General features: G+C 60.3%; 12 protein-coding genes and 1 tRNA gene. 7 read left to right on the top strand and 6 right to left on the bottom strand.

Annotation, left to right across the window (positions count from 1 at the left end; translation table 11 throughout):
• Positions 1 to 279: 279 nt before the first annotated feature.
• From Q0601_RS16555 to Q0601_RS16540, 4 genes are all read right to left on the bottom strand, one after another.
• Positions 280 to 354, bottom strand: a tRNA-Val gene (locus Q0601_RS16555).
• A 118-nt stretch (positions 355 to 472) separates the two neighbouring features.
• Entirely contained in the window at positions 473 to 2,893 is a 2,421-nt protein-coding gene (gene lon / locus Q0601_RS16550) for an endopeptidase La (protein WP_305290978.1), read from the bottom strand.
• Between the two features lie 174 nt (positions 2,894 to 3,067).
• Positions 3,068 to 4,249: a vWA domain-containing protein gene (locus Q0601_RS16545; protein WP_305290977.1), complete on the bottom strand. Its 1,182-nt coding sequence runs from the start codon at positions 4,247 to 4,249 to the stop codon at positions 3,068 to 3,070.
• Positions 4,249 to 4,413, bottom strand: coding sequence for a hypothetical protein (locus Q0601_RS16540; RefSeq protein WP_305290976.1), 165 nt, complete (start codon positions 4,411 to 4,413; stop codon positions 4,249 to 4,251). The genes Q0601_RS16545 and Q0601_RS16540 overlap by 1 nt, the downstream gene beginning before the upstream one ends.
• A gap of 112 nt (positions 4,414 to 4,525) precedes the next feature.
• Between Q0601_RS16540 and putA the strand changes: the two genes are divergently transcribed.
• On the top strand, positions 4,526 to 7,966 hold the full coding sequence (putA, locus tag Q0601_RS16535; RefSeq protein ID WP_305290975.1) for a bifunctional proline dehydrogenase/L-glutamate gamma-semialdehyde dehydrogenase PutA: 3,441 nt from the start codon (positions 4,526 to 4,528) through the stop codon (positions 7,964 to 7,966).
• Between the two features lie 223 nt (positions 7,967 to 8,189).
• Here putA and clpA read toward each other — a convergent pair whose 3' ends face one another.
• The gene (gene clpA, locus Q0601_RS16530; protein WP_305290974.1) at positions 8,190 to 10,514 is read right to left on the bottom strand and encodes an ATP-dependent Clp protease ATP-binding subunit ClpA; all 2,325 of its coding nucleotides are present in this window, start codon (positions 10,512 to 10,514) and stop codon (positions 8,190 to 8,192) included.
• Between the two features lie 218 nt (positions 10,515 to 10,732).
• Positions 10,733 to 11,479 (bottom strand): hydroxyacylglutathione hydrolase, encoded by a 747-nt coding sequence (gene gloB / locus Q0601_RS16525; protein ID WP_305290973.1) that lies wholly within the window; start codon positions 11,477 to 11,479, stop codon positions 10,733 to 10,735.
• 57 nt (positions 11,480 to 11,536) lie between these two features.
• Between gloB and Q0601_RS16520 the strand changes: the two genes are divergently transcribed.
• From Q0601_RS16520 to Q0601_RS16495, 6 genes are all read left to right on the top strand, one after another.
• The gene (locus tag Q0601_RS16520; RefSeq protein WP_305290971.1) at positions 11,537 to 12,343 is read left to right on the top strand and encodes a methyltransferase domain-containing protein; all 807 of its coding nucleotides are present in this window, start codon (positions 11,537 to 11,539) and stop codon (positions 12,341 to 12,343) included.
• A gap of 418 nt (positions 12,344 to 12,761) precedes the next feature.
• Entirely contained in the window at positions 12,762 to 13,328 is a 567-nt protein-coding gene (locus tag Q0601_RS16515) for a F0F1 ATP synthase subunit delta (protein ID WP_305290970.1), read from the top strand.
• Positions 13,328 to 14,863 (top strand): F0F1 ATP synthase subunit alpha, encoded by a 1,536-nt coding sequence (gene atpA, locus Q0601_RS16510; RefSeq protein ID WP_305290969.1) that lies wholly within the window; start codon positions 13,328 to 13,330, stop codon positions 14,861 to 14,863. The genes Q0601_RS16515 and atpA overlap by 1 nt, the downstream gene beginning before the upstream one ends.
• A 12-nt stretch (positions 14,864 to 14,875) precedes the next feature.
• Complete coding sequence (locus Q0601_RS16505; protein WP_305290968.1) at positions 14,876 to 15,748, top strand: F0F1 ATP synthase subunit gamma; 873 nt, start codon at positions 14,876 to 14,878, stop codon at positions 15,746 to 15,748.
• A gap of 21 nt (positions 15,749 to 15,769) precedes the next feature.
• The gene (gene atpD / locus Q0601_RS16500; RefSeq protein WP_305290967.1) at positions 15,770 to 17,194 is read left to right on the top strand and encodes a F0F1 ATP synthase subunit beta; all 1,425 of its coding nucleotides are present in this window, start codon (positions 15,770 to 15,772) and stop codon (positions 17,192 to 17,194) included.
• A gap of 9 nt (positions 17,195 to 17,203) precedes the next feature.
• Positions 17,204 to 17,653, top strand: a complete 450-nt coding sequence (locus tag Q0601_RS16495; RefSeq protein ID WP_305290966.1) for a F0F1 ATP synthase subunit epsilon — start codon at positions 17,204 to 17,206, stop codon at positions 17,651 to 17,653.
• Positions 17,654 to 17,749 lie beyond the last annotated feature (96 nt).

Raw genomic sequence — 17,749 nt, 5'->3', positions numbered from 1 at the left:
TGAGACCCGATACAGCACGACCAGCCTCGGCTCGGTCAGTGCGGACAGATCCATGAAACCCTCAAGGGATCAACACCGCCTGAGCTATGCAATTACAGATCCTGACCCTAAGCTGCACGACGAGCAGCAGAAGGATTACCACGCGGAGGTCGAGAGAATCCGGAGGAAATACAAATCCCGACTCGGCAGGAGGGTCCCGGCTTAGGTTCGAAAAACCTGTGGCCGCTTCGTAAAATGGAGGGTATTGTGGCGTAAATTGTTGAAAATAAATGGATAATATGGTGGGTGATAACGGATTTGAACCGCTGACATCTTCGATGTGAACGAAGCGCTCTACCACTGAGCTAATCACCCGTGGAGGCGGGATTTAGCAGCAACTGTAGCGGGCCGCAAGACCGGAAAAATGGGACAGATTCGTGCTACCGGCCTGCAAAAGCCGGGCATGTTGCTGCCCGGCTTGCGATTTTTCAGGTCAATGCGCGATGGCACTGCCTCCGCCGATGTCCTTGTCACGTGCTGCGACCCTGGCTGCCTCGGCGGCTGCTTCCTCGGCCGCTTCGTCCCATTCGATGACATCCGGCGTTCTGACCAGCGCGTGGCCCAGCACCTCGCGCACATTACTGACCGGAATAATGGTCAGCCCGGTTTTCACGTTATCCGGAATCTCGGCCAGATCCTTTTCGTTATCTGCGGGGATCAGCACCGTCTTGATACCACCGCGCAGGGCTGCCAGCAGCTTTTCCTTCAATCCGCCAATCGCCAGCACATTGCCGCGCAGCGTGACCTCACCAGTCATGGCGACATCCTTGCGCACCGGAATACCGGTCATCACAGAGACGACCGAAGTCACCATGGCGACCCCCGCCGAAGGCCCGTCTTTGGGCGTCGCGCCTTCGGGGACGTGAACGTGAATGTCGCGCTTGTCGAATTCGGGCGGCTTGACCCCGATTTCAGGCGAGATCGAGCGGACAAAACTGGATGCTGCGTCGATCGATTCCTTCATCACGTCGCCCAGTTTGCCCGTCGTCTTCATCCGGCCTTTGCCGGGCAAACGAAGCGCTTCGATCTGAAGCAGATCGCCGCCCACCGAAGTCCAGGCCAGCCCGGTCACGACGCCGACCTGATCCTCTTTCTCGGCCAGACCATAGCGATGGCGGCGTACGCCAAGATATTCCTCGGCCTTCTCGGGCGTGATCTCGACCGATTTGACCTTGCCCTTAAGGATTTCAGTCACGGCCTTGCGCGCCAGCTTGGCGATTTCGCGTTCAAGCGAACGCACCCCGGCCTCCCGCGTGTAATAGCGGATGATATGGGTCAGCGCGTCGTCCGACACCGAAAATTCCCCCTTGCGCAACCCGTTCGCCTTGATCTGCTTCGGCAGCAGATGTTGGCGCGCGATTTCGCGTTTCTCATCCTCGGTATAGCCGGCAAGCGGAATGATCTCCATCCGGTCCAGCAGGGGCCCCGGCATGTTGTAGCTGTTAGCGGTGGTCAGGAACATGACGTTCGACAGATCGTATTCCACCTCAAGATAGTGGTCCACGAAGGTCGAATTCTGTTCCGGATCCAGCACCTCCAGCATGGCAGAGGCGGGGTCGCCACGGAAATCCTGGCCCATCTTGTCGATTTCATCCAGCAGGATCAGCGGATTGGTGGTCTTGGCTTTTTTCAGCGCCTGTATGATCTTGCCGGGCATCGAGCCGATATAGGTCCGCCGGTGTCCACGGATCTCGGATTCGTCGCGCACGCCGCCAAGGCTGATACGGATGAATTCGCGCCCCGTCGCTCTTGCGACCGAACGGCCCAGCGAGGTTTTACCCACACCCGGAGGACCGACAAGGCACAGTATCGGGCCCTTCAGCTTCTGGCTGCGGGCCTGCACGGCCAGATATTCCACGATGCGTTCCTTGACCTTTTCAAGGCCGTAGTGATCGGCATCCAGAACCGTTTCCGCGCGGTGCAGATCCTTCCGGGTGCGCGATTTCACGCCCCAAGGCAATGCCAGCAGCCAGTCCAGATAATTCCGGCTGACGGTTGCCTCGGCCGACATCGGCGACATGGATTTAAGCTTCTTCAGTTCGGCTTCGGCCTTTTCGCGGGCTTCCTTGCTGAATTTGGTACCGGCGATCTTTTCTTCAAGTTCGGCGATCTCGTTCTGACCATCCTCACCATCGCCCAGTTCCTTCTGAATGGCCTTCATCTGCTCATTCAGGTAATATTCACGCTGCGTCTTCTCCATCTGGGTTTTGACGCGCGACTTGATCTTTTTCTCGACCTGAAGAACCGACATCTCGCCCTGCATGGCGGCATAGATCTTCTCGAGGCGGGCGGCGATTTCCAGCGTATCCAGCAGATCCTGCTTGCGATCAAGATCAACCCCCAGATGCCCGGCCACCAGATCGGCAAGCTTGCCGGGATCCTGCGTCTCCGAGACAGCGGTCACTACTTCTTCGGGGATATTCTTGCGAATCTTGACATAACGCTCGAATTCGTCGGCCACGGTGCGGGTCAGGGCGGTTACCGACGCTTCGTCACCATGAGATTCAGCCATTGTCAGGGCGGCTGCCTCGAAATAGGAATCATTCGGAACGAATTCGGTGATTTGCACGCGCTCATGCCCTTCGACCAGCACTTTCACAGTGCCATCGGGCAGTTTGAGCAATTGAAGGACATTGGCCAGCACGCCTGTGCGGTAGATGCCATCTTCGGCCGGTTCGTCGACTGCGGCATCCTTTTGCGCCGATAACAGGATCGGGCTGTCATTTTCCATGACGGTTTCCAGGGCACGCACGGATTTCTCGCGGCCCACGAAAAGCGGCACGATCATATGCGGGAAAACGACGATATCCCGCAACGGCAACACCGGATAGGTCTGAGATACGAAATCATTCATGTTATACTTCCTTTCCTGCCCGAAGCCGCGGCCCCGTATTCGGCAACGCGCGGCCCCTGCGTCATGTCAACTTATGCGTCCGGTAACCGCCATTCAATACGAAGTGTGACACATGCCTAACTTAGCACGAATGGCACGAGGCCAGGCAGGCTTTCGTTTAACGATGTCCGGAACCTATCCAAGCACCCGCATCGCCTGCGTAAGCCCTTCCAGCGTCAACGGCATCATCCGGTTCTCGAATATCTGCCGGATCATGGTGATTGACTGGGTATAGCGCCAATGCGTTTCGGGAACCGGGTTCAACCAAACGTGATCCGGCCATGTCTCACAGACCCGGCGCAGCCATAATTCGCCCGGTTCCTCGTTCCAGTGCTCATTCGCGCCGCCTGGCACCGCGATTTCATAAGGAGACATCGAGGCATCGCCCACGAAAATGCATTTATAGTCGCGTCCGAAACGGTTCAATACGTCCCATGTCGGCGTCTTTTCGGTCCAGCGGCGGCGGTTGTCTTTCCAGACTCCTTCGTAAAGGCAGTTATGGAAGTAGAAATGTTCCAGATGCCTGAACTCGGATCGTGCGGCTGAAAACAACTCGTCCATCAGCCGGGCGTGATCGTCCATGCTGCCGCCCACATCCAGAAACAGCAGGACTTTCACTGCATTGCGCCGCTCGGGGCGGGTTTTCACATCAATATAACCATGATCCGCAGTGGCCCGGATGGTCGCAGGCAGATCAAGCTCTTCATGGGCGCCGTGCCGTGCCCATTGCCGCAGGCGTTTGAGCGCCACCTTGATATTGCGGGTGCCCAGTTCGACGCCATCGTCGAAATCCCGGAATTCGCGCTTGTCCCAGACCTTGACGGCGCGGCGATGGCGGCTTTCGTGCTGACCGATGCGGATACCTTCGGGATTGTAGCCATAAGCCCCGAAAGGCGAGGTTCCGGCCGTGCCGATCCATTTATTGCCGCCCTGATGACGGGCTTGCTGCTCGGCCAGCCTTTCGCGCAGTTTCTTCATCAGTTCCTCGAAACTGCCGCTGCCCGCGATTTGCGCCTTTTCCTCGTCGCTCAACAGTTTTTCTGCCAGTTTTTCCAGCCATTCCTTTGGAATGGACTGTTCATGCACCAGGGCTTCGACGGGAACATTCTCAAGTCCTGCGAAGGCCTCGCCGAAGGCACGGTCGAAACGGTCGATATGGCGCTCGTCCTTGACCAGGCAGGCGCGTGCGAAATGATAGAAGCCATCCACCGACCATCCGGTAACGCCGGCCTGCATTCCTCCCATCAGATCCAACCATTCCCGCAGGCTGACCGGAACTCCCTGACGGCGCAGATTGTCGAGGAAGGGAATGAACATCACGTCATCCGGTCAAGGAAGATCGTGGCGAACAGCCCAAGAACCGCAAAGGCCAGCGCGTAGCCGGCGGCATATTGGGCGCGGTCGCGCCGATTCCCGCCAAGTTTCGCGGCGCGGCGCCAGCCCAGAAAAGCGCCGATGACGATGGCGGCAATGACAATCATGATAGCCTCGGTTGATCTTTTATCTCAGCAGATAGACTTTGCGCCAATCATACGCAACTGCGGGCCGATTCGGGCAGGTAGCTGCGACGTCTTGCCGCCGGGAGGGTATCAAATGAGCCGCGTTGACGACATCCGCCAGACGATCCGTGAATTGCATCTGGGCGATGAGACGGAACTGATTGCTGATCTGGTGCAGGCTTTCGCCCCTGACGATCAGGCGCGGGGCAGGATCGCGGCAGAGGCCGCCGATCTGGTGCGCGCGATCCGTTCGGACAGCAAACCCGGCCTGATGGAGGTGTTTCTGGCAGAGTACGGGCTTTCCACCGACGAGGGTGTGGCCCTGATGTGTCTGGCGGAAGCCCTGCTGCGGGTGCCTGATGCCGAGACGATGGATGACCTGATCGAGGACAAAATCGCGCCTTCCGAATGGGGGCAGCATATGGGCAAATCCTCGTCGTCGCTGGTCAATGCCTCGACCTGGGCCTTGATGCTGACCGGCAAGGTATTGCGGGATGATCAGCAGCCGGGGATTGCAGGCCATTTGCGAAACGCCATCCGCCGGCTGGGTGAACCGGTAATCCGCACCGCCGTTCATCGCGCCATGCGCGAGATGGGGCAGCAATTCGTCCTGGGCGAGACGGTCAAGGATGCGATCCGGCGTGGACGTGACCGCGTGCGCGAGGGCTATAGCTACAGCTATGACATGCTGGGCGAAGCGGCGCGTACACAGGCGGATGCGGATTCCTATCTGGCAGCCTATGAAGGGGCGATCCGCGCCTTGGCTGGTGAGGCGCGGGCCAGCGATATCCGCGACAATCCCGGCATCTCGATCAAGCTTTCCGCGCTGCATCCGCGATACGAGGAACCGCAGCGCGACCGGGTCATGGCGGAACTCGTTCCCGTCGTTCTGCGTCTGTGCCGTCAGGCGAAGGATGCGAATATGGGCCTGAATATCGATGCGGAAGAGGCCGACCGGCTGGAGCTTTCTCTGGATGTGATTCAGGCTGTGCTTTCAGATCCCGCATTGACGGGCTGGGACGGATTCGGCGTGGTCGTGCAGGCTTACGGCAAACGCGCCGCGCCGTTTCTGGACTGGCTTGAGGCTTTGGCGGAAAGTCTTGACCGGCGCGTCATGGTGCGGCTGGTCAAGGGGGCCTATTGGGATACCGAGATCAAGCGTTATCAGGTCGAGGGGCTGGACGATTTTCCGGTCTGGACCCATAAATCCGCAACCGATGTGGCATGGATCTGCTGTGCCCGGAAACTGCTGGCCAGTCCGCGCATCTATCCGCAATTCGCCACCCATAACGCCCATTCCGTCGCCGCCATCCTGCATCTGGCGGGCGAGGACCGCGATTTCGAATTTCAGCGTCTGCACGGCATGGGCGAGGCGCTGCACGAGATCGTCAGGGCGAAACACCAGACCCGCTGCCGGATTTACGCGCCGGTCGGAGCGCATGAGGATCTGTTGGCCTATCTGGTGCGGCGATTGCTGGAGAATGGCGCGAATTCCAGTTTCGTGAACCGGATCGTGGACGAGGATATCGCGCCCGAAGACGTCGCGCCCGATCCATTTGCCGAATACGACGCCGTCGCGGGTAAGCCTGCTCCCGGCGTCACGCGCCCCGCCGAGTTGTTTGCCCCCGGGCGGGCGAACGCTCGGGGGTTCGATCTGCGCGATCCGGTTGAACAGGCGCGGGTCGAGGCGGCGCGTGCGCCCTGGCAGGGGCATCGCTGGCAGGGCGGGCCTTTGCTGGCCGCGACGGGTAAAAGCGAGCGTCATCGGGAAGAGATCGTCAACCCGGCTCAGGGCAACGACCGGGTGGGGGTCGTGGAATGGGCCGGGGGTAGCGATATCGCGGCTGCGCTGGATGCCGCGCAGATCTGGGACGCCTCACCGGACGAGCGGGCAGAGATTTTGCGGCGCGCCGCTGATCTGTACGAGGAAAATTTCGGCGAATTATTTGCCCTGATTGCCCGCGAGGCAGGGAAATCGCAATTCGATGCTGTGGCGGAGTTGCGCGAAGCCGTGGATTTCCTGCACTATTATGCCGGTTTTGTATCCGGGGACGCGCCGCGCGGTATCTTCACCTGCATCTCGCCCTGGAATTTTCCCTTGGCGATTTTCACCGGTCAGATCGCAGCGGCCCTGGCGGCAGGCAATGGTGTGCTGGCCAAACCCGCGGAAACCACCAGCCTGATCGCATGGCGGGCCGCGCAGCTTCTGCACGAGGCCGGAGTGCCCGTTCACGCGCTGCAGTTGCTGCCGGGCGAAGGGCGCAAGGTCGGTACCGCGCTTTGCAGCGATCCGCGCGTTTCGGGGGTCTGCTTTACCGGTTCCCTGCCGACGGCGCAGGCAATCAACCGGGCGATGGCGGCACATCTGTCGCCCGATGCGCCGCTGATCGCGGAAACCGGCGGGTTGAACGCGATGATCGTGGATTCGACCGCATTGCCGGAACAGGCCGTGCGCGACATCCTTGCCAGTGCGTTCCAATCGGCGGGGCAACGCTGCTCGGCGCTTCGGGTGCTGTATGTTCAGAAGGATGTCGAGGACAAGTTGCTGAAAATGCTGCACGGCGCGATGGATGAACTGCATATCGGCGATCCGTGGTATCTGGATAGCGATGTCGGCCCGGTGATCTCGACGGACGCGAAGAAGGGGATCGAGACACATATCGCCAAGGCGCGCAGCGATGGAAGAATCCTGCATCGACTCAAGACGCCGGGGCGCGGGCATTACGTTGCCCCGGTCACGATCCGGGTCGGCGGGATCGAGGATATCGAACGCGAAATCTTCGGCCCGGTCCTGCATGTCGCGAACTTCGAGGCGCGTGAACTGGATCAGGTGATCGAGGCGGTGAACAGATCAGGATACGGGCTGACCTTTGGTCTGCATACCCGGATCGACGATCGGGTGCAGCATATCGACAGCCTTGTGAGTGCCGGCAATCTCTATGTGAACCGAAATCAGATCGGCGCAATTGTCGGAAGTCAGCCCTTTGGCGGTGAAGGTCTTTCCGGCACCGGACCGAAGGCGGGCGGGCCACATTATGTTCCGCGTTTCCGTGCCGTGACTATAGAGCGCATGTCGGCGGATGAAGAAGCGGCCGCCGATCCGGCGCAGGTTCAGACGGCTTTGGATGCTGCCCATACCGATACGGCGACCGCACGGGAAACCACGCTGATGCCCGGACCGACGGGGGAATCGAACCGCCTGACAACGCATGCGCGTGGGACGGTGCTGTGTCTCGGCCCGGATTGCGCGGCGCAGGCGGCGGTTGCAAGGGCGCAGGGCTGTGCCGCAGTCGAGGTCAAAGGGACGCTGCCTGCCGAAGCATTGACCTTGCTGAACGGGATTGCCGTCGTAGCCTATGACGGTCCCGAGGACAAAGCGCGCGAGTATCGGATCGCACTGGCCGCACGCGACGGCGCGATCGTGCCGCTTGTGACATCGGCGGAACTGGCTGATTACGCGGTTCTCGAACGGCATCTTTGCATTGATACGACGGCCTCGGGCGGGAATGCTTCGCTGCTTGCTGCCGCGGGATAGGATCGGCACCGGGCTGACAGTGTTTGTATCCCGCGCCGGCCGGGGGCTCTGCCCGTCGCCGACTGGTCTCTTGAACCAGCGGCGCACCTGTTGGCGTCACCCGGGATATTTGAGTGAAGAAGAATCCGCGTGATGGGAAGGCCGGGCGCCTTTGATCGGGTTCCATATATAATAAGGCCCGCCTTGCAGAGGCAGGGCGGGCCTTTTGCCGGCTTGGCGGAACTTACTCTGCCGTCAGCAGTGGCGTTTTTGACTTGCCGATGCGTGGGGCGTCGGGGCCGGTGATATCGAAGGCGGGCTTGCCGTCCTTGATCTTGACGCGGACCACGCCGCCTTTCTGCAACCGGCCGAACAGAAGTTCTTCGGCCAGAGGCTTCTTGATATGCTCCTGGATGATCCGGGCAAGCGGACGTGCGCCCATCTTGTCGTCGTAACCCTTTTCGGCAAGCCAGTCGGCGGCCTGCGGGGTCAGTTCGATATGGACATTGCGGTCCATCAGCTGCGCTTCGAGTTGCAGCACGAATTTCTCGACCACATGCACCACCACCTTGCGTGACAGCGGGGCGAAGCTGATGACCGCGTCCAGCCGGTTGCGGAATTCTGGCGTGAAGGTGCGTTCGATTGCCTCGGTATCTTCACCCTCACGGCGGTCGCGGGCGAAGCCGATGGCGGCCTTGGCCAGATCCGTCGCGCCGGCATTCGAGGTCATGATCAGGATCACGTTGCGGAAATCCACCTGACGGCCGTTATGGTCGGTCAGCTTGCCGTGATCCATGACCTGCAACAGGATGTTGTAGACGTCGGGATGCGCCTTCTCGATTTCGTCCAGAAGCAGGACGCAGTGCGGATGCTGATCCACGCCGTCGGTCAGCAGCCCGCCCTGATCGAACCCGACATAACCCGGAGGCGCACCGATCAGGCGGCTGACGGCGTGTTTCTCCATATATTCCGACATGTCGAAGCGCAGCAGTTCCACGCCCAGAGTGGACGCGAGTTGCTTGGCCACCTCGGTCTTGCCCACACCGGTCGGCCCGGCGAACAGGTAGTTGCCGATGGGCTTTTCGGGTTCCCGCAACCCGGCCCGCGCCAGTTTGATCGCCGATGAGAGCGATACGATGGCCGCGTCCTGTCCGAACACCACGCGCTTGAGCGTCTTTTCCAGATCGCGCAGCACCTCGGCGTCATCTTTGCTGACGCTTTTGGGCGGGATGCGGGCGATCTTGGCCACCACGGCTTCGATCTCCTTGGGCGAGATGGTCTTGCGTCGCTTGCTTTCGGCCACCAGATGCTGTGCCGCTCCGGCCTCGTCGATCACGTCGATGGCGCTGTCCGGCAGTTTGCGGTCGTTGATATAGCGCGAGGCCAGTTCCACGGCGGTTTTGATGGCGTCATTGGTATAGCGCAGATCGTGATGCTTTTCGAAATGCGGCTTCAGTCCCATCAGGATCTTGATGGAATCCGGCACCGTGGGTTCGTTCACATCGATTTTCTGGAACCGGCGGCTCAGCGCCCGGTCCTTCTCGAAATGCTGACGGAATTCCTTGTAGGTGGTGGACCCCATGCAGCGCAGCTTGCCGCCCGCCAGGGCAGGTTTCAGCAGGTTCGAGGCGTCCATCGCACCGCCGGAAGTCGCGCCCGCGCCGATGACGGTATGAATCTCGTCGATGAACAGGATCGCATCGTCATGGTTTTCCAACTCCTTGACGATGGCCTTCAGACGTTCTTCGAAATCGCCCCGATAGCGGGTGCCGGCCAGCAGCGCCCCCATATCCAGCGAAAAGATGGTTGCGCCGGATAGTACCTCGGGCGTCTGGCCCTCGACGATCTTCTTGGCCAGACCCTCGGCGATGGCGGTCTTACCCACACCGGGATCGCCCACCAGCAGCGGATTGTTCTTGCGGCGACGGCACAGCACCTGAATGCAGCGCTCCACCTCGTGTTCGCGGCCGATCAGCGGATCCACATCGCCCTTTTCGGATTTGGCGTTCAGATTGACGCAATATTTCGAAAGGGCGGTTTCCTCTTTCGCCTCCTGCACGGGTTCGGCCTGTTTCGCCTCTTCCGGTTCTTCGGCGCCGATGACCTTGCGCGGTTCGCTGAAGGATGGATTCTTGGCCACACCATGCGCGATGAAATTCACCGCGTCGTAACGGGTCATGTCCATTTCCTGCAGGAAGAAGGCGGCATTCGATTCCCGCTCGGCGAAGATCGCGACCAGCACATTCGCCCCGGTCACCTCTTGCCGGCCCGAGCTTTGTACATGGATCGCTGCACGTTGAATCACCCGCTGGAAGGCGGCGGTCGGTACAGCTTCGGAGCCTTCGACATCGGTGATCAGCGTCGAAAGGTCGTCTTCGATAAAATCGATCAGAAGTTTACGCAATTCTTCCAGATCGACATTGCATGCCCGCATCACCTTGACGGCTTCGGGTTCGTCGGTCAGGGCCAGCAGCAAATGCTCCAGCGTGGCCAGTTCATGTCGATGTTCATTCGCCAGGGCAAGCGCCTGGTGAATGGCCTGTTCCAGGGAGGTCGAGAAACTTGGCACGGTCGTCTCCTGTCAGTCGGCTGGCGGTATGGGCGAGGTGCCCACCTGACCAGACTGTCATGGTAGTTTTAAGATTTGGTGGAATCGGCCCGGCTTCAAGCTGTTTTTTGAGTTTGCCCGGGTTTTTTGCCACGGTTGAGGCAAATGTGATATCACAATGGGCGGTTTTCAAGATGCGCCAGATCATGGACAGCGTGGATCGATGCCCTGATATGACATCAGAAATTGTCCTTCATGCTTCGCAACCGTGCGAATATTTCGGCTTCGGAGGCATTTTCCATACCCAGGGCGCGACATAATTCGTGAACGCGCAGGAACGGGTTCGTTGCGCGTTCTTCGGCCAGAGTGGCAGGAGAGCAGGGCAGGCGGCCTTCCGCCGTTCCGGCCATCCGCTTTTTCAGGGCGTCGTTATCCGGATCGACCGAAAGCGCGAAGGCGCCGTTGCTGGCGCAGTAATCATGCCCCGAGCAGATCAGGGTCTCTGGCGGCAGGGCGTTCAGGCGGCAGAGACTGTCCCACATCATTGCTGGATCGCCCTCGAACAGTCGCCCGCATCCCATTGCCATCAGGCTGTCTGCGGTGAAGGCAAAGCCCGATTCCGGGAAATGAAAGGCGACATGCCCCACGGTATGTCCCGATACGTCGATGACCTGAACCGTCTCACCCAGAATATCCAGCGTTTCCCCGGCCGCGGTTGCCGTGTCCAGAGGCGGCAGGCGGTGCGCATCGGCTTTGGCGCCGATCACGCGGGCGGCGGTTTGCCGGGTCAGGTCGGGCACGGCGTCGATATGATCTCCGTGATGATGGGTCAGCAGGATTGCGTCCAGCTTCCAGTCCCGGCGCTTCAGCTCTGTCAGGATCGGTGCGGCCTCGGGCGCGTCGATCAGCACGGTTCCGGCTTCGCCATGGAGAAGATAGGCGTAATTGTCCTTCAGGCAGCGGATGGTGACGAGTTCCAGCGGCATTGCAAAATCCTCTCCGTATGATCAGGTTGAACCTGACAAAACCACGCCCGGGACGCAATGCATCACGATATAGAGAATCTGCGGCGATTCTATTACCAGCAGGCGTTGGGCCGCGTGGTGCAGCGAATCCTGCGCGACCGGCTGACCGGACGCTGGCGGCCTGACGGTTGCACGGGAATGAATGTAGCCGGGTTCGGCTTTGCCGCGCCGATGCTGCGGCCTTATCTTGTCCGGGCGCGTCGGGTCACTGCACTGATGCCGGGGCTGCAGGGGGGCATGGCCTGGCCGGCGGGGCAGCCCAATCACAGCGTCCTGTGCGATGAAACCGCATGGCCGATCGAGACAGGCAGTATTGACCGGCTGGTATTGCTGCATGCGCTGGAGACAAGCGATCACCCTGCAGCGCTTCTGGACGAGGCGTGGCGGGCGCTGGGTCCCGGCGGCCGGATGATCGTGATGGTGCCGAACCGCGCGGGGCTGTGGGCCGCCTCGGATCGTACGCCTTTCGGATTGGGGCGCAGCTATACCGCCGGACAGCTTGAAGGGCAGATGCTCAAGGCGGGCTTCGTGCCTGAATGGCATGGATCGGCCGTCTATATCCCTCCATCGGCGCGGCGCTTCTGGCTGCGTAGCGCGCAGATGTGGGAGCGGACCGGAATAAAGATCAGCCGCGTCCTGATTGCCGGGGTCGTGTTGATGGAGGTCTCGAAACAGGTGCGCGGCCAGATCGGGCCGGGGGTGCGTGTGCAGGTACCCGGGCCGCTGGATATTCTTGACGGGGTCCGCTTGCCGGGACGAAATCGGCCGGTGGTGAAGGGTCGATTGATCGGCAGATCGCTCGACATGACGGAAAAGGACGAGTAGCGGGCCAGAGGCAATGATGGCCCGATGGTCTGCTGCCCAACTGGTGGGGGCGTTTTTTCTTGCGGGGGACCGGGTTCTGTATCGACAGAATCATAGGGAAGGCAATGTCAGGCCAGACGGTTCGGGATCCGGCTTTTTTCGCTTCTGAAACCCGAGATTCACACGCCCTGCGACAGCCTGTCGCAGGCAATGACGGCGGGCTATTGCCGGTCAAATTCCCAAACCCGCATTTTAATTCCTTCATTGGTCGCAACGGCTCTCATTTCCGTGTCCTAAGTGGTTGCCGGTCGGTAAACGACCTGCTAGAGACTGCGCAGAAAATCGGGCGGCCCTCCATAAGCTGCCGGAATGCGACCCGCACCCCGCGACAGACCGGACCTGGCTCCGGCCCGCCTGCGGGGTTGCGCAAAGGTAAAGGATGACCGTGGCCAACTCTGTTTCCATGTCCCAGAGCATTGCCGGGCGCTATGCGCAGGCCGTCTTCGACATAATCAAGGAAGAGGGGGGGCTGGACGATCTGGCCCGCCAGACCGACGATCTTCAGAACGCATTGGATGAAAGCAGCGAATTTCGCGACCTGATCGCTTCGCCGCTGTATTCCCGTGCCCAGCAAGGCGGCGTCATTTCGGAAATTGCCGGGAAAATGGGCCTTTCGGTCACGTTGACCAATACGCTGAAATTGATGTCGCAGAACCGTCGGCTTTTCGTTTTGCCCCAATTGATCAGCCGCCTGCGCGAACTGATCGCCGATGCGCGGGGCGAGGTGACGGCGGATGTCACAAGTGCCGTCGCCCTGACGGATGAGCAGCAAAAGCGCCTGACGCAAACGCTGGCCGAGAAATCGGGCAAGAAAGTCAAATTGAATACCCGCGTCGATGAAGGGCTCATCGGCGGTATGATTGTCAAGCTGGGCTCGCAGATGATCGATTCGTCGGTCCGCTCGAAGCTCGCCTCCCTGCAGAATGCTATGAAAGAGGTCGGATAATGGGAATCCAGGCAGCCGAGATTTCGGCGATCCTCAAGGATCAGATCAAGAATTTCGGACAAGACGCCGAGGTGGCCGAAGTTGGTCAGGTGCTGTCGGTCGGTGACGGTATCGCCCGCGTTTACGGGCTGGACAAGGTGCAGGCCGGCGAAATGGTCGAGTTCCCCGGCGGTATCCGGGGCATGGTGCTGAACCTAGAAACCGATAACGTGGGTATCGTTATCTTCGGTGACGACCGTTCGATCAAGGAAGGCGACACCGTCAAGCGGACCCGTTCGATCGTGGACGTGCCGGTCGGCAAGGCCTTGCTGGGCCGCGTCGTGGACGGTCTGGGCAATCCCATCGACGGCAAGGGCCCCATTGAGACGACCGAGCGCCGGGTGGCCGATGTCAAGGCGCCGGGCATCATGCCGCGCAAATCGGTGCATGAGCCGATGGCGACCGGCCTGAAATCCGTTGACGCCATGATCCCGATCGGCCGCGGCCAGCGCGAGCTGATCATCGGCGACCGGCAAACAGGCAAGACCGCTATTGCTCTGGACACCATCCTGAACCAGCAGAACTATAACGGCCGTGAAAGCGATGGCATGAAGACGCTGCATTGCGTTTATGTCGCCGTTGGCCAGAAACGTTCGACCGTTGCGCAGCTTGTGAAGAAGCTGGAAGAGACGGGCGCCATGGCCTACACGACCATCGTCGCCGCGACTGCCTCGGACCCCGCGCCGATGCAGTTCCTCGCGCCTTATTCCGGGACCGCTATCGGCGAGTATTTCCGTGACAACGGCATGGACGCGCTGATCATCTATGATGACTTGTCCAAACAGGCCGTTGCCTATCGTCAGATGTCGCTGCTGCTGCGCCGTCCGCCCGGACGCGAAGCCTATCCCGGTGACGTTTTCTACCTGCACTCCCGCTTGCTGGAGCGTTCGGCCAAGCTGAACGAAGCCAATGGCTCCGGTTCGCTGACCGCCCTGCCGATTATCGAAACGCAGGCAGGCGACGTGTCCGCCTATATTCCGACCAACGTGATCTCGATCACCGACGGTCAGATCTTCCTCGAAACGGATCTGTTCTTCCAGGGTATCCGCCCGGCTGTGAATACCGGTCTGTCGGTGTCCCGGGTTGGTTCCGCCGCTCAGACCAAGGCGATGAAATCCGTCGCTGGCCCGGTCAAGCTGGAACTGGCGCAGTATCGTGAGATGGCGGCATTCGCGCAGTTCGGTTCCGATCTTGATGCCGCGACGCAGCGCCTGCTGAACCGCGGTGCGCGTCTGACCGAGCTGATGAAGCAGCCGCAGTACCGGCCGCTGACCAACGCTGAAATCGTCATCGTCATCTATGCCGGGACCAAAGGCTATATCGACGATGTGCCGGTGCGCGAAGTCGTCACCTGGGAAGAGGGGCTGATCCAGTTCCTGCGGAACCAGAAGAAAGCCCTGCTGGACGATCTCACCACAAACGACCGCAAGGTTGCCGGTGATCTCGAAGATGCGATCAAGGCGGCGCTGGACGAATACAACAAGACCCGCGCCTGAGAGGGGGAATAGATGCCCAGCCTCAAGGATCTCAAGAACCGGATCGAAAGCGTCAAATCGACGCGGAAGATCACCAAGGCGATGCAGATGGTCGCGGCGGCGAAGCTTCGCCGCGCACAGGAAGCTGCCGAAGCCGCCCGTCCCTACGCCGAGCGTATGACAGCCGTCATGGCCGGCCTGACGGCAGCGGCCTCCGGGTCGGACAACGCGCCCCGGCTTTTATCGGGAACCGGCAGTGATCAGCGGCATCTGCTGGTCGTGATGACCTCGGAACGCGGGCTTGCCGGGGGCTTCAACAGCTCTATCGTCAAGCTGGCCCGCAACCGTGCAGAGAAGCTTCTGGCCGAGGGCAAGCAGGTCAGTATCCTGACTGTCGGCAAGAAGGGGCGCGAGCAGCTCAAGCGTGATTACGGCGATTCCTTCGTGCATCATGTCGATCTGTCCGAGGTCAAGCGGATCGGTTACGACAACGCCCGTGGCGTGGCTGATGAGGTTCTGGACCGGTTCGAGAATGGCGATTTCGATATCGCCACGATCTTCTACAACCGCTTCGAATCCGTGATCAGCCAGGTGCCGACCGCGCGTCAGGTCATCCCTGCGGAAATGCCCGAAGAAGCCGAGGCGCCTTCTGCGGTCTATGAATACGAACCGGACGAAGAGGCCATTCTGGCCGAATTGCTGCCGCGTTCCGTGGCGACGCAGATTTTTGCGGCGCTTCTGGAAAACGCTGCGTCCGAACAGGGCGCAAGGATGAGCGCTATGGATAACGCCACGCGCAATGCTGGTGACATGATCGACCGCCTGACCACTGAATATAACCGTTCGCGTCAGGCCGCGATCACCAAGGAACTCATCGAAATCATTTCGGGCGCCGAGGCGCTCTGACCGTAACGTAGAGGTGATAACATGGCAGATGCCAAAGGAAAGATTACCCAGGTTATCGGCGCCGTTGTGGACGTGCAGTTCGACGGAGAACTGCCGGCGATCCTGAACGCGCTGAATACCGAGAATAATGGCAAGAAACTGGTGCTGGAAGTTGCGCAGCATCTTGGTGAGAATACCGTTCGCGCCATCGCGATGGACTCGACCGAAGGTCTGGTTCGGGGCGAGCCGGTAACCGATACCGGCGCACCGATCTCGATCCCGGTGGGCGATGCGACCCTGGGCCGGATCATCAATGTGGTGGGTGAACCCGTTGACGAAGGCGGCCCGGTCGAGTCATCGGAAACCCGCGCCATCCACCAGCCCGCGCCGGATTTCGCCGCCCAGGCGACCAGCTCGGAAATTCTGGTTACGGGGATCAAGGTTATCGATCTGCTTGCGCCTTATTCCAAGGGCGGCAAGATCGGCCTGTTCGGCGGTGCCGGTGTCGGCAAGACCGTTCTGATCATGGAACTGATCAACAACATCGCCAAGGTGCACTCGGGTTATTCCGTGTTCGCCGGCGTGGGCGAGCGGACCCGTGAGGGGAACGACCTGTATCACGAGATGGTCGAATCCGGCGTTATCAAGCCGGACAATCTGCCCGAGTCGCAAGTGGCCCTTGTTTACGGCCAGATGAACGAGCCTCCGGGCGCGCGTATGCGGGTTGCTCTGACCGGTCTGACCCTGGCCGAACAATTCCGGGATCAATCGGGAACGGACGTTTTGTTCTTCGTCGACAACATCTTCCGCTTTACGCAGGCGGGCTCCGAGGTGTCGGCGCTTCTGGGTCGTATTCCTTCCGCCGTGGGCTATCAGCCGACCCTGGCTACGGATATGGGCCAGTTGCAAGAGCGGATCACATCAACCAAGGCGGGCTCGATCACGTCGGTGCAGGCCATCTACGTTCCGGCCGACGACCTGACCGACCCGGCGCCTGCGACCTCCTTCGCCCACCTTGATGCGACCACGGTTCTGTCGCGCGCAATCTCGGAACTCGGGATTTATCCGGCGGTGGACCCGCTGGATTCGACCTCGCGTATTCTCGATCCGGCGGTTGTCGGGGAAGAGCATTATCAGGTGGCCCGCGATGTTCAGGGTATCCTTCAGCGTTACAAATCGCTGCAGGACATTATCGCCATTCTGGGCATGGACGAATTGTCGGAAGAGGATAAGCTGACCGTGGCACGTGCCCGGAAAATCCAGCGCTTCCTGTCCCAGCCCTTCGACGTTGCGAAGGTCTTTACCGGTTCGGACGGGGTTCAGGTTCCGCTGGAGCAGACCATTGCTTCCTTCAAGGCCGTGGTGGCGGGCGAATACGACCACCTGCCGGAAGCCGCCTTCTACATGGTTGGCGATATCGAAGAGGCAAAGGCCAAGGCCGAGCGTCTTGCCGCCGAAGCCGCATAAGGGGGCATCATGGCCGATACCATGCAGTTCGACCTTGTCTCACCAGAGCGGAAATTGCTTTCGCTTCAGGTGCGCGAGGTACGCCTGCCGGGCTCTGAAGGTGATCTGACAGCGATGCCCGGCCACGCGCCGGTCATCGTCACCCTGCGGCCCGGTCTGGTGATTGCTGTCGGTGACGATGGCAATAACCATGAATTCGCCGTCACCGGCGGATTTGTGGAGATCAACGGCGAATCGGTCACTCTGCTGGCCGAGCGTGGACATCAGCGGGCCGAGATGACGCAGGAAATCTTTAACGAGATGATGCGCGAAGCCCATGTGAAACGCCAGGCAGTCGAAAAGCGGGCAAGCAGCCCCGGTGAAGAGATCGTTGCCGCCGCCGTTAAATTGCTGGCGGATATGGAAGCGCTTGGCACTCATATCGGATTGGATCCCAAACAGGCTTCCGCTCCTGAGTGATTCCTTGCTCATCCGGGCATTCTGAAGCTCCGGTTAATAACCGGGGCTTTTTTCTTGCCGCTATTAGCTTATACATGGCTGGAAAAAGAGTTCGGT

This window comes from Paracoccus wurundjeri (assembly GCF_030678915.1).
Lineage (GTDB): Bacteria > Pseudomonadota > Alphaproteobacteria > Rhodobacterales > Rhodobacteraceae > Paracoccus > Paracoccus onubensis_A.
Note: the sequence above shows the minus strand (reverse complement) of the source record. Positions and strands in the feature narration are given on the sequence as shown.